This is a genomic window from Aliivibrio thorii (assembly GCF_057368585.1).
Genome location: NZ_CM170654.1, coordinates 585,157 through 598,483 on the forward strand (window position 1 = coordinate 585,157; position 13,327 = coordinate 598,483).

Annotated in this window: 10 protein-coding genes and 1 pseudogene; 6 read left to right on the forward strand and 5 right to left on the reverse strand. The window is 37.9% G+C overall.

What is annotated here, in order from left to right:
• The first annotated feature begins 5 nt into the window (after positions 1-5).
• Complete coding sequence (locus AC2IP4_RS02575) at positions 6-434, forward strand: DUF6691 family protein (RefSeq protein WP_375321129.1); 429 nt, start codon at positions 6-8, stop codon at positions 432-434.
• An 81-nt stretch (positions 435-515) separates the two neighbouring features.
• On the opposite strand, the gene AC2IP4_RS02580 is transcribed toward AC2IP4_RS02575, so the two are convergent.
• Positions 516-938, reverse strand: coding sequence for a VOC family protein (locus AC2IP4_RS02580; protein ID WP_375321128.1), 423 nt, complete (start codon positions 936-938; stop codon positions 516-518).
• A 568-nt stretch (positions 939-1,506) separates the two neighbouring features.
• On the opposite strand from AC2IP4_RS02580, the gene cadC reads away from it, so the two are divergent.
• Entirely contained in the window at positions 1,507-3,135 is a 1,629-nt protein-coding gene (gene cadC / locus AC2IP4_RS02585; protein WP_375321127.1) for a lysine decarboxylation/transport transcriptional activator CadC, read from the forward strand.
• Positions 3,136-3,226: 91 nt separating this feature from the next.
• Here cadC and AC2IP4_RS02590 read toward each other — a convergent pair whose 3' ends face one another.
• Positions 3,227-4,696, reverse strand: a complete 1,470-nt coding sequence (locus AC2IP4_RS02590; protein WP_375321126.1) for an alanine/glycine:cation symporter family protein — start codon at positions 4,694-4,696, stop codon at positions 3,227-3,229.
• A 656-nt stretch (positions 4,697-5,352) separates the two neighbouring features.
• Between AC2IP4_RS02590 and cadB the strand changes: the two genes are divergently transcribed.
• From cadB to pdxY, 3 genes are all read left to right on the forward strand, one after another.
• Complete coding sequence (gene cadB, locus AC2IP4_RS02595) at positions 5,353-6,687, forward strand: cadaverine/lysine antiporter (RefSeq protein WP_375321125.1); 1,335 nt, start codon at positions 5,353-5,355, stop codon at positions 6,685-6,687.
• Positions 6,688-6,804: 117 nt separating this feature from the next.
• A complete protein-coding gene (locus tag AC2IP4_RS02600; RefSeq protein WP_486306724.1) occupies positions 6,805-8,943 on the forward strand; it encodes a lysine decarboxylase CadA in 2,139 nt (712 codons plus the stop codon).
• A 76-nt stretch (positions 8,944-9,019) separates the two neighbouring features.
• Positions 9,020-9,889 carry a pyridoxal kinase PdxY gene (gene pdxY / locus AC2IP4_RS02605; RefSeq protein WP_486306723.1) on the forward strand — a complete coding sequence of 290 codons (870 nt, stop codon included), beginning with the start codon at positions 9,020-9,022 and terminating at the stop codon, positions 9,887-9,889.
• A 90-nt stretch (positions 9,890-9,979) separates the two neighbouring features.
• Here pdxY and AC2IP4_RS02610 read toward each other — a convergent pair.
• The 3 genes and pseudogenes from AC2IP4_RS02610 to AC2IP4_RS02620 all read right to left on the reverse strand — a co-directional run.
• Positions 9,980-10,102: pseudogene (locus AC2IP4_RS02610) on the reverse strand (superoxide dismutase family protein); the annotation flags it as partial.
• Positions 10,102-11,175, reverse strand: coding sequence for a hypothetical protein (locus AC2IP4_RS02615; RefSeq protein WP_486306722.1), 1,074 nt, complete (start codon positions 11,173-11,175; stop codon positions 10,102-10,104). The pseudogene AC2IP4_RS02610 and the gene AC2IP4_RS02615, both read right to left, overlap by 1 nt.
• A complete protein-coding gene (locus AC2IP4_RS02620; RefSeq protein ID WP_486310526.1) occupies positions 11,175-12,143 on the reverse strand; it encodes a hypothetical protein in 969 nt (322 codons plus the stop codon). Before AC2IP4_RS02620 ends, AC2IP4_RS02615 begins: the two co-directional genes overlap by 1 nt.
• Before the next feature lie 406 nt (positions 12,144-12,549).
• On the opposite strand from AC2IP4_RS02620, the gene AC2IP4_RS02625 reads away from it, so the two are divergent.
• Positions 12,550-13,179, forward strand: a complete 630-nt coding sequence (locus AC2IP4_RS02625; protein ID WP_486310527.1) for a magnesium transporter — start codon at positions 12,550-12,552, stop codon at positions 13,177-13,179.
• Positions 13,180-13,327: the final 148 nt, after the last annotated feature.

Below are 13,327 nucleotides of genomic sequence, written 5' to 3' on the forward strand. Positions count from 1 at the left end.
AGATTATGACTACTTTATTATTTCGTATCGTTTCGTTATTTTCAGGGCTTTTATTTGGTATAGGTATGGTGATATCTGGTATGGCGGATCCTCAAAAAGTGACTGGCTTTCTTGATATTACAGGGCTATGGGATCCAAGCTTAATGTTTGTGATGGGAGGTGCATTACTCATCTTTATGCCTGCGTATTTTTTATTGATAAAACCTAAAGAGAAACCAATAAATGCAGAAGAATTTTGTTTATCAAGCAATACTCAAATAGATAAACGATTAGTTATTGGTGCTGCTATTTTTGGTTTAGGTTGGGGGATTGCTGGTGTATGTCCAGGGCCTGCGGTATCTAGTTTTGCTTTAGGTAATATGGATGTCATTGTTTTCTTCATTGCCATGATGGCAGGGTTAGCTATTACACATAAAGTGAGCCTGCGAAAATAAAATAATAGCAGTTCATTTGTAAAACAAGGCGTTCATAATAAAAATGAGCGCCTTTTTATATTTGGCTAGCAAATATAGAGGTTAGTTAGTGTAGTTATAACGATCACTTAGATTTTTAGTATCGTACTCAATTAGCTCCCATTCAAAACCGGATTTATCGTAAAAGTAGATTCGGCGTCCATATTTTTCTTGGGTAATGTTACCATTTTGTTCATAGCCTAACGCGAGTAGTTTGAGCTGGGTATTATCTAAATCGTCAACGATCATACCAATATGATTAATCGAAATGTTTTGGTATGGCCTACGTGTGTCTTTTGCTGTTAAGGGATCGTTTGGTTCTTGCAGAGCAAAGTAACAACTCTCATTTCCAACATGAACCCATCGATAGCTATTTTCAGGCGTTTGATCTGCTTTTATTCGAAAATCAGGTGCTGCATTTAGAAGAAAAGCGAGAGCAGCATCAATATTTGGAACGGTGATATTTGCGTGTTCAAATTGTGTCATGGTGACTCCTTGTCTATTTATTGCTTAAGTTATGCACACTTTAAAACCTCAAGTTAAGATTAGGTCAATCATTAATTTAAGGCACAATGAACTATTTATATAATCAGATATGTTTAATATAAAAACTTAATGATGGATATATTATTTGTAGTTTTAGGTTTTATTTATCTTTATTGTCCATGCTTTATTTAAGGTTATGAATTGATAAAACTTGATCTGTTTATATTCTATTTATGTTGCGTTCATAATCAGTAAGTTCCATTAATATTAAAAATGAGATTGTTCATGCTGAAAATGATGATTTTATGTTATAAATTCTATCTTGTTTTTATGTTTAGTATTTATATATCAATAGTATACAGTATTTCTTTGATGCTGCTTATAGGGCGTTTCTTGTTGGATCCTAAGATTCCATTTTTGAGAGGGGGAATGATATATCCACGAATACATAGTTTATTTATAATCCCTACCTCTTTCATAAATAGTATTTTAATTAATCGTGAATCTTTATTTTTTGAGATGTATAGACTATTTATATTAATAACGATTTAACACTAATGAGTATCTTATGGTCGGATTATGTTTTCAAATTAATGACTGGACTCTTGTCATTGAGGAAAATAAATTATATCGCCAAGATAGGGAAGTCTCTGTTGAGCCACGTTTAGTCAATTTATTACGTTTTCTTGCTCAGCATTCAGGTGAGGTTTTTTGTCGTGATGAGCTTATTCAACACGTTTGGGATGGCGCATTTGTTACAGACCAAGTAGTCACACAATCCATTTTTGAGTTACGTAAGATTTTAAGAGACGGTCGATTAGATAACGCAAGATATCTTGTGACAGTGCCAAAACGTGGTTACAAGTTGGTGGCAGAGACCAAGTTAGTGAATCTTGAGGACACTGAATTCTGGAAGCCTTCTGATCGTTTTATATCAGCAACACCTTCGGCTAATTCTGAATTAAAACCACAAAATGATTGCAATCAAATGATTGATAATAAAGGGGAAGATGTAAAGCCAGATCTTTCTTTTCCATCGGGGCCATTAACACGAGCAATAGCGACGATATCTAAAGATGTAGAGAAAGAGAAAAAGAAACAAGGCTCAGGTTTTAATTCTTTTCATCGATGGAAGTTACTCGCCTTTGATGCTTTTCTCGTCTGTATATTAATTGCTGTGATTGTGTCTACAGCATATCAGCAATCCGCGATTCATATTACGAAAGCCATTGATATTGACCTGATCCAATTCACTTACAGTGAAAGCAGAAATCAAAAAGATGATACTGAATTTTTAGCTGATGGGATCAGCCAAAAATTAATGTCAGATCTCGCTAGCGTAGGAAAATACCGTGTGCAGTTAGATAAAACAGCATTTACTACAGGGATATTACCGGGAAAAGTGGTTAATGTTCGGGTAGAAGAGCAACAGAGTAAAACCTATTTAGATATTGAATATCGTAGTAATACTTCAAATAAGGTTCTTTTTAGCCGTCAATATAGAATGACGAATGCAAATTTAGAGCATGTATTGCGTCAATCCTCTTTGGATCTAATGAGAGCACTTGGTGTTTCAGTCTCTGAAGAACAAATTGATATTTTAATGCTTGGTTTACCTAAAGAAAAAGGGCTACTTGAGATGCTGGTTCAGGCAAATCATTATATTAATCAACCGAATCCTAAGCGATTTGAACAAGGTATTCGATTATTGGAGAAAATATCAGAGCAAGAACCTGACAATGCTTACATTTTGGCTGAGTTATACATTGCTTATAATGCCTTTTCTGCATTAAATCCTGAACTGGAATTAACGGATAATACGTTAAAAACAGAGAAATTAAGTGAGGAGCTCGTTACTTCTTATACGAATAACATGGATAAGGTATTACCGACACGTATTTATGAAGCATTAGCGATGAATGCCATTAAACAAGATGAAAAAGAAAAAGCACAGCAATATCTGGATCTTGCTTTTGAGAGAAGAGAATCGGCTCTTTCTTATATTCTTCAAGGAAAACTTGCGGAATTGAATGGTAATTTAGATCAGGCTGGTGATGCTTATAGTCGAGCATTTTTTATGGATACATCATTAGAAACGTACATGTTAAGTGAAAATATAGCTTTTTATAGTGACTTAGAAACAGTTGCTTATTTCATGTATAAAGCGGTAACCCCGAGTGAAATTCGATTAATGTAAATCAGCAGTAATTAATAAAAAGCCCGTCGAGCATTAGTTCGACGGGCTTTTTTTAGTTTGTGGCTAAGAAATAATTAGTTAGAGCAAATATCTATGCTTTTTTTTTCTTTGGGTGCCATGCACCGTCTAAATCATCAAGCTCAGGGAACTTAGTACGGTCAAACTCTGGCGTTTTACCCGCTTTAAGTTGAACTTCGTAATCTTTAATGATTTTGATAGCCAGCTTAGAAAGAAGGATTAATGCAATAATGTTGATTAATGCCATCATACCCATAGAGGCATCAGCTAGGTTCCACACAACAGGTAGTGAAGCTACTGAACCAAACATAACCATAGCTAGAACACACAAACGGAAACCAAACAGACCTTTCTTAGAGTTGCCGTTTAAGAACATTACGTTCGTTTCAGCGTAGCTGTAGTTTGCAATGATTGAGGTGAAACAGAAAAGAAGAATAGCCAGTGCCATAAAGTAGCTTGTCCAACCGCCTAACTCATTGGTTAGCGCTTGTTGAAGAAGGCTGATACCAGTAGCTGCATCAGGTTGGTCCATTACGCCTGAAAGCATAATCATTGCCGCAGAAGCAGTACAAATAACTAGCGTATCAACAAACACACCTAGCATTTGCACAAAACCTTGTGATGCAGGGTGGTTAGGGTTTGGTGTAGCACTTGCTGCGATATTAGCCGCAGAACCCATACCCGCTTCGTTCGAGAAAAGACCACGAGCGATACCTGATTGCATTGCTTGAGCGATAGTGTATGCAACACCACCCGCTGCCGCTTCTTGCCAACCGAATGCACTTTTAACGATAAGCGTTAATATGGCAGGAACTTCAGTAATGTTCATTACAACAATAATTAATGCAATAGCAAGGTAACCAATTGCCATTACAGGAACTATTTTTGATGATGCGTTAGCTACACGACGTAAACCACCCATAATGAAGAAAGCAGAAACAGCAACAATCACCATGCCCATAATAGTTTTATCAAAACCAAATGAGTGATTCAGAGCGTCAGTAATAGTGTTGGCTTGAACTGCGTTGAATACTAGACCAAAAGCGATGATTAAGAAGATAGAGAAAAGCGTACCCATCCAGCGTAGACCTAAACCTTTTTCCATGTAATAAGCTGGACCACCACGGTATTGACCGTCAACGTCTTTCACTTTGTAAACTTGTGCCAGTGTTGATTCAATGAAAGCTGTTGCCATACCAAATAGAGCAATTAACCACATCCAGAAGATAGCACCTGGGCCACCAACGGTTAATGCAACTGCAACACCTGCCATGTTACCCGTTCCCACGCGGGCTGCCATAGAGGTACAAAATACTTGGTAAGAACTGATGCCATTTTCGATTTCTTGGCCACTACGTAAGATTTTGATTGAGTGTCCTAGTTGGCGAATTTGAATAAAACCAAGACGTAGGGTGAAGTAGACACCCACACCAACTAATAAATAAACAAGGACTTGTCCCCAAAGAAGCCCATTGATACTACCAATAACCGAAAGCAAGGCTTCGTTCATCGATTCAATAAGCGTTGAATCTGTGTTTGTCATGAAATTTCCTTATTATTAATCGTTAATTTATTTTTCTTAAATAATGGATAACGAGCGCCATCCTTTAAGAAATATAAATAACTTTGTTATAAAGTTGTATAAAATATCGTTTGCTAAGGATTTGCGGCGATTAATATAGTTCAGTCGACTTTAGCTAGTCAATCATAATGAAACAATATGTCGTACTTTTTTTACGTGTAGCGATAAATATTTACAATTTTTTCATTGAAATTTTCTCACTCAATTAACCATGAAAAAAACCTGGTCTTTAGCTGGTTAGTATTTTTATAACGAAGAGATAAAGGTCATAAATAACCCCTTATTCTTATCAATATTAGAGGTTTATATTTTTTGTTTTTTTTAATTAAATCTAAAGTTAAAACTTTAACTTATTGAAAATAATCGTAATTTAATTTTGGCTATCTTCGCTTATCAGTTTTCTTCTTTATTTTTTTATCATTATTTTATTGATAATTTTATCTTTATTTTTTTTCGATTCATTGGGCGTAATCTTCATCTCAACATTCGAGCGGGATGTTGTGTATTTACCCCAACAGAGTTTGCATGCTCCGTCTAAATAACATCTCGCCATCTTAAATAAAATTTCGCATCACGGGCTAAATAATAGAGCCCATTCGATAATCCCTGGAGATGTTATGGAATCGAATACAAAAAAAATTGGCTTAATTGCCTGTACGGGTGTTGTTGCCGGCAACATGATGGGGAGTGGTATTGCACTATTACCTTCTTCATTAGCGGCAGTTGGCTCAGTATCCATCTTTAGTTGGATTATCTGTTTAGTGGGTGCCTTAAGTTTGGCGTTTGTTTTTGCCCGCTTAGCAACGAAAAACCCTCAAGAAGGTGGCCCAATTGCTTATGCAGGTGAAGTCTCTCCTGTATTTGGTTTCCAAACCGGTGTCCTTTACTACCACGCAAACTGGATTGGTAACTTAGCCATCGCTATTACTGGCGTTTCTTACCTATCTGTTTTCTTCCCTGCTTTGAATGACCCTATCCCCGCGGCTGCCGCGACGATTGCATCAGTATGGTTATTTACCTTAGTTAACTTACTAGGTGGTAGCTGGGTAAGTCGTCTTTGTACTTTAGGTTTAGGTCTTATCCTTATTCCTGTTGTGGGGACTGGTCTTGTGGGTTGGACTCACTTTGATCCTGCTTTATATAACCAAAACTGGAATGTATCTTCAGGCACAAGTAGCCACGCTATTATCAGTGCTGTGCTTATCTGTTTATGGTCTTTTGTTGGTGTTGAATCAGCAGCGGTATCATCTGGTATGGTAAAAAATCCAAAACGCACCGTTCCTCTAGCAACAATGTTAGGTACAGCGATTGCGGGTGTGATTTATATTCTATCAACTCAAGTAATCAGTGGCATGTTCCCAGCAGCAGAAGTTGCAGCTTCAGGTGCGCCATTTGCTCTAGCAACCACTGAGATTTTCGGTAGTTGGTCAGCCCCATTTGTTGCGGCATTTACAGCCCTAGCATGTTTCACATCACTGGGTTCTTGGATGATGTTAGTTGGTGAAGCAGGTAAACGTGCCGCTCACGATGGTAACTTCCCTAAAATCTACGGTGAAACTGATAAAAACGGTGTTGCTAAAAAAGGCTTAGTCTTAGCATCACTTAAAATGACAGCACTAATGATTGCGTTAACTGTGTTCAGTTCTCAATCAGCTCACACTGCGGATTTATTTAATCAGTTAACGACTGATGCTGTACTACTAACAATGCTTCCTTACTTCTACTCAAGCATTAACTTAATTCGATTCGAAGGTATGACAACACGCAGCGGCTTTACCATGTTCTTCTCTGGTATTGCTTGTGTATTCTGCATGATTGCACTGGCTGGCGCAGAGGGTGCAACACTAACTGCAACCTTTATCGTGTCACTTGTCATCCTTATGTTCTACGCAAAAAAAATGGGTCTGAAACAATCAGAGCAACACATCAGCACTGAAGCTTCTGCCCATTAATGTCACTCGATAGCGTAAACACTTAACGCTACCAACTTAATAATTTTACCCTCAGGCGCTCCACTACCTCACCATCAAAAAGATGGGGAGCGCCTTGTTTCGTCTTGGAGATATAAAATGAATATTTTTGCTATCCTAAATCACTCAGGTGTTTTCTTTAAAGAAGAGCCAGTTCGCGAATTGCATGCTTCTTTAGAAAAAGCAGGCTATAAAGTGGTTTACCCAGTAGATGCACAAGATCTATATAAAATGATTGAAATGAACCCACGTATTTGTGGTGTGTTATTCGATTGGGATAAGTACTCACTAGACCTATGTACTGAAATTAATACGTTGAATGAAAAATTGCCGCTATATGCATTTGCAAACCAACATTCAACATTAGATATTTCATTAACTGATTTACGTCTAAATTTACATTTCTTCGAATATGCCCTAGATATGGCTGACGACATCGCACTGAAAATCAATCAAGCGACAGAAGAATACAAAGACCAAATCATGCCTCCTTTTACTAAGGCATTATTCAAATACGTAGAAGAAGGCAAATATACCTTCTGTACTCCAGGTCACATGGGCGGCACTGCTTTCCAAAAAAGTCCTGCTGGCAGCATCTTCTATGATTTCTACGGTCCAAACGCATTTAAAGCGGATGTATCAATTTCAATGCCTGAGCTGGGTTCATTGCTTGATCACTCTGGTCCTCATAAAGAAGCTGAAGAGTACATCGCTCGTACCTTTAATGCAGACAGCTCTTACATCGTAACTAACGGTACTTCTACATCAAACAAAATTGTAGGTATGTACTCAGCACCTGCAGGAAGCACAGTACTTGTTGACCGTAACTGTCACAAATCTCTAACTCACATGATGATGATGAGTGATGTTACGCCTATCTATTTCCGCCCAACGCGTAACGCTTACGGTATTTTAGGTGGCATTCCACAAAGTGAATTCACTCGTGAAGTGATTGAACAAAAAGTAGCAGCAACACCAAACGCAACCATGCCAGGTTATGCAGTTATTACTAACTCAACTTACGATGGTCTGTTGTACAACACTCAATACATCAAAGAAACACTAGATACTAAATACATTCACTTCGACAGTGCTTGGGTTCCTTACACTAACTTCAACAAAATTTATGAAGGTAAGTGTGGTATGAGTGGCGAAGCAATGCCGGGTAAAGTGTTCTATGAAACACAATCAACTCATAAATTATTGGCTGCGTTCTCTCAAGCATCAATGATCCACGTAAAAGGTGAGTTTGATAAAGAATCATTTAACGAAGCGTTCATGATGCACACATCAACATCACCTCAATACGGTATTGTTGCATCAACCGAAACAGCTGCGGCAATGATGCGTGGTAATACAGGTAAGAAACTAATCCAAGATTCTATTGATCGTGCGATTCGTTTCCGTAAAGAGATCAAACGTCTGCAAAGTGAAAGTGACAGCTGGTTCTTCGATGTATGGCAACCAGAAAACATCGATACAACGGAATGTTGGAAACTGGATCCAAAAGATTCATGGCACGGCTTCAAGGACATCGATGATGATCACATGTACCTTGATCCAATCAAAGTAACGCTATTAACTCCAGGAATGAACGAAAATAGCGAAATGAGCGAGACAGGTATTCCTGCATCAATCGTTGCTAAATACTTAGATGAACACGGTATCGTAGTAGAGAAAACAGGTCCATATAACTTATTGTTCCTATTCTCTATCGGTATTGATAAATCAAAAGCAATGCAATTACTGCGTGCATTAACTGACTTTAAACGTGGCTTCGATCTTAACTTAACAGTGAAAAACTTCCTCCCTTCACTGTACAACGAAGATCCAAGCTTCTACGAAGGAATGCGAGTACAAGAATTGGCACAAGGCATTCATGAGCTAACTCGTCAATACCGTTTACCTGAACTAATGTTCAAAGCGTTTGATGTATTACCAGAGCTTAAAGTAACACCACACGCAGCATGGCAAGAAGAGCTACGCGGTAATGTGGAAGAGGTGAAATTGGAAGAAATGGTTGGTCGCGTAAGTGCCAATATGATCCTTCCTTACCCACCAGGGGTTCCACTAGTACTTCCAGGTGAAATGGTAACGGCTGAGTCTCGTCCAGTACTTGATTTCTTAGAAATGCTATGTGCTATCGGCGCACATTACCCAGGCTTTGAAACGGATATTCACGGTGTATATGCTCAAAAAGATGGCAGTTACACAGTGAAAGTTCTAAAAGAAGATTAAGCCCTAGGGTTTTGAAGGAATATCGTTTATTTTAGGGCACGGAAGCCCTTACTCTACTTAAAATTATGGTGATGTTATGAAACGTATTCTTTCCATTCAGTCTCATGTGGTATTTGGTTGCGCAGGCAACAGTGCTGCGGTTTTTCCAATGCGAAGAATGGGAATGGAAGTATGGCCTATTAATACGGTACAGTTTTCAAATCACACACAATATCAACAAGGTTGGAAAGGCATCGCCATGCCTGCTGGCCACATTTCAGAATTGGTTGATGGCCTATCAGCGATTGAAGCAACTCATGTTTGTGATGCGGTGTTAAGTGGTTACTTAGGATCAGCAGCGCAAGGTCAAGAGATCATCACAGCGGTTCAGAAAATAAAACAAGACAATCCAAACGCAATTTACTTCTGTGATCCAGTGATGGGGCATCCTGAGAAAGGCTGCATTGTTGCACCAGAAGTGACCACTTTTTTTAAAGAGTCTGCACTCGCATCAGCAGATATTATTGCGCCTAACTTATTAGAGTTAGAAAGTTTAACCGGTATGGCGATCAACACCTTAGAGCAAGTGATTGAAGCTAATAATCAACTGCTTGATCAGGGCGTTAAGATGGTGGTGGTAAAACACTTGAGTCGTGCGGGAATTCAAAAAGATCGTTTTGAAATGCTACTGACAACGAAAGAAGGCAGTTACCACGTTTCTCGTCCTTTATATGACTTTGATGCTAAGCGTCAGCCAGTAGGAGCAGGGGATTTAATCAGTGGTGTAATGCTTGCCAACTTAATGGCGGGTTACTCTCCAATTGATGCGTTTGAGCGTACCAATGCGGCGGTTGATTCAGTAATGCAAGAAACCTTTAATTGTGGAGCATATGAACTGCAACTTATCGTATCACAAGAATGTTTTAATACACCTGACATTATCGAAAAAGCTGAAAAAGTTGCGTAATTTGGTTAATACTGAACTTGATATTTAATAGATAAAATGCATAGCCCACGATTTGTAATATTGAGGATCGTGGGCTTTTTCTTTATTAGATTATTTAATTACACCGCATACTAATCGTGATCCGCCACCACCTAGTTTTGCAGGGTGATAAGAATGGTTATCTCCGCCAGCATGAATCATGATTGAACGACCTTTAAGATCATCTAGTTTAATTATTGTTGAGAAATATCATTTAAAAATTGAAGACGCTCTTTCTCTTGTTCTGACATTTGATAGGGTTCGTCAGTTAAGCTTGACGTATCAAATGAGGAGATAGGAAAAACTGTTTCTTTACTCGCTCCATAACGTGTTTTTTCTCCTGGAAAATCCGACATTCTTTCTATTGTAATCGTGCGTAATTCAAAATTATCACCTTTCCCTTTTAACACTGAACTATGTGCTTTTAGCTCAAAAATACCAACGCCTTGAGAGAGCTTTGCTTTATTACTTAATGAGGCAATAGGATCCCCATTTTCTTGATATAGATTTGCTCTAATACGGTAATTGCCTGATTCTTTTATATCCATATTTAACGGTAATATCATATCAGCACCTGAAGAATAAACAGGGGATAGGGAGTCTACATATGCAACTGGATTTGAAAATTGGATATCAGCAATGAGCGTATCTTTCCCTTCTAAAAAAGAGATGGCTGCTTTTATTCTGACCTCTTGAGGCCAATCTTCTTGCGGTGAAAATTCAGTAGTTAGTTCTTGAGTATATTTTGAGGTAAGTGACTTTCTGGTTTCAGGATCAAGTAATTCATAATCGATATGATCAATCGGCAATTCTGAAGTTAGAGTAACGATAATTGGTTCCGGGTAATCAAATCGATATTTTTCTAAAGATAAAGCTGCGGTATGTGAGCCATCTAATACCGGAATATTAACCACGCTAAAATGATTAGGTTTTAAGTAATTAATATTCGAACTCAATAGAGGTATTGAATAAGATGGGTAACTGATGTCGTCAGCATAAGCTTGAGATAGTAAGCTAAATTGTTCGGTCAATTTTTGAGGAAATTCTTGTTTTATTTCTTTTGGTTTTAGTTCATTTAATGATGTTGATACCACATGATTAACGTTTTCTTTTAAAGCTGGTTGTAAGGTGGTATTTGCTTTAGGTGTGTGACTATTTAAGGTAGACGCTCCCTTTATTATTGATGATGAGTTGTCACGCATGATCCAATGAAAAGTGGCGGCTGAGAGCATTAATAGCACGCCAATAAATAATATATTTTTATTCATTACAGTAAATCACTAGCAAGTTCAGACATGGTTTTTGTATTGGATTTATCGACATATCGATAAGTTGTTCCAGTCATTGGGTAGGTTACAAATTTGGTCGTTACCTCAATGGGTGTTCCATTTAGTAAAGTCGCATATTTATTTGCAGCCACAACACGACCTTGGATATCAGAACCAATTAAACCACTGTGGCTATAATCACCCCCCATTAATAATGGATAATGGTAGGGCATAAAACTGGTGACAGCTTTTGCTTGGGGAGCCACATTTCCATTGAATGCAATGGTTGAAGAACATCCACTAAATGAACCTGATTGGCTTGAACCACAAGAAGAATGACTTGAAACTACTCCATCATCTTCACCCGGTAGAAAAGGGCTTGTGGACTCCAGATAGTCACTTCCTTTGCCAACAAAGCGAATGCGAGGTATGCGATTATCAGGAAGAGGAGCTAATTGACGTGCATTTGCTACTTTCAAATCATTTAGCACACCAGTGTTTTGACTATTAGGAACTTCACCAAGCCATTTTTTCATCGCGTACTTTAAAGGTGCATTTAAATATCCATTACCTTCTGAAATATTAATCGCAATATCACCCAGCTCAGAACCGCCTCCTGCTCCTGCAAAATCAAAGGTCGCAATAATATTAAGAGGAGTTAGCCCTACATTGGTCAGCCAGTTTTCTTGATTGTCTAACAAATAGCGAGCGACCAGATCCCCAGTAGAATGAGTCACTAAAATACAGCCATTTTGACAGGTGTTATTTTCAGAAAGAGCTTTTAATTTTGGCCATATGTAATCGCTTGAAATTTTTCCTGCAACACGTTCGTGAGAAGGCCAATCAATGCGGTCATCCGCTTTAGATAACCAAAAGCCTTGCCAATAATCCGCGCCTTTTTTTATCACGGTATCATGATCTGGTTTTGTCTGAAGCTGACTGGCTTGAAAGCCGTGAATAAGAATCACATAGCACTAACAGCGAAAGTAATTTCATATAATTTAATTATTTTTGAGTAATTATGTTTGTAGAATATGATTTTTATCGTTATTTATCAAATGAATGAATGAATCGATTGCGTTCTCATTTGTATAAGAATGAATCACTTTATTTTTTAATAAGATAGAGTTGTGAGTGTAACGATATATAAGATTTGCAACTTTTTCTTACAGTCCTTAATGGTATCCAGCTGCGTTATTCGTTACAGTCCGTCCGTCTTAATTCTGCTCATTTATGAACAATCCGATTAATCATTGTTTCGGATAAGGAAGCACATCATGAACACCAGTAAACAGGAACCCCCAAGTTGGTGGTTTAACTCTTTTTCTACATGATGATCTGAGGGTGATATGTCTTCAGATCTGGAGACGTATTATGGAATTCGTACAACAAAAAACAGACACAGAACATATTGAAACATCAGACAACATGCATAAAGGTTCTGGTGTTGAAGGCATTAGTATCAGCATAAAAAATGCATCAATTGGCGTGCTTTATAAGAAACGCGTATTTTGGTTAGTGCTGCTTGTTTTTGGTAATGTATTTTCAGGGGCGGGTATTGCTTACTTTGAAGAAATTATTACCTCTTATGTCGCGTTGGTTTTTTTCTTACCTTTATTAATTGATAGCGGTGGTAATGCCGGCTCTCAATCTGCAACTTTAATGGTTCGAGCGTTAGCTACCGGTGATGTAAAACCAAATGACTGGGGTAAAATGCTTGGAAGAGAAGTATTTGTCGCTCTAGGACTTGGTTTGAGTATGGCTGCTGCCGTTTACCTTTTAGGTTTATATCGCGGTGGCTATGAAATAGCGATGGTCGTTGGCTTAAGCATGATAGCCATTGTATTAATCGGTAGCTTAATTGGTACTATACTTCCTTTTGGTTTACATAAGCTCAATTTAGATCCCGCTTCTGCTAGTGTACCAATGATTACTTCTATTGCCGATATTTCAGGGGTATTGATTTACTTTGCTATTGCCTCTGCGGTATTAGAGATAGGCTAACCACTATATTATTTTAAAATATTCGCTCATTGATGAATGTATTAAAGACGCTAAAAAGCTCAATATCACTTTTGATGTTGGGCTTTTTTCCTATATAAGGCGTTATCGATTATAATGAGTTATCGGTAAATATTTCATTTTGCATCAG

Excerpts from the sequence above, each read along its gene's own strand:
- AC2IP4_RS02575 (WP_375321129.1), top strand. The coding sequence starts at position 6 with ATGACTACTTTATTATTTCGTATCGTTTCGTTATTTTCAGGGCTTTTA.
- AC2IP4_RS02580 (WP_375321128.1), bottom strand. The coding sequence starts at position 938 with ATGACACAATTTGAACACGCAAATATCACCGTTCCAAATATTGATGCT.
- cadC (WP_375321127.1), top strand. The coding sequence starts at position 1,507 with ATGGTCGGATTATGTTTTCAAATTAATGACTGGACTCTTGTCATTGAG.
- AC2IP4_RS02590 (WP_375321126.1), bottom strand. The coding sequence starts at position 4,696 with ATGACAAACACAGATTCAACGCTTATTGAATCGATGAACGAAGCCTTG.
- cadB (WP_375321125.1), top strand. The coding sequence starts at position 5,353 with ATGGAATCGAATACAAAAAAAATTGGCTTAATTGCCTGTACGGGTGTT.
- AC2IP4_RS02600 (WP_486306724.1), top strand. The coding sequence starts at position 6,805 with ATGAATATTTTTGCTATCCTAAATCACTCAGGTGTTTTCTTTAAAGAA.
- pdxY (WP_486306723.1), top strand. The coding sequence starts at position 9,020 with ATGAAACGTATTCTTTCCATTCAGTCTCATGTGGTATTTGGTTGCGCA.
- AC2IP4_RS02615 (WP_486306722.1), bottom strand. The coding sequence starts at position 11,175 with ATGAATAAAAATATATTATTTATTGGCGTGCTATTAATGCTCTCAGCC.
- AC2IP4_RS02625 (WP_486310527.1), top strand. The coding sequence starts at position 12,550 with ATGGAATTCGTACAACAAAAAACAGACACAGAACATATTGAAACATCA.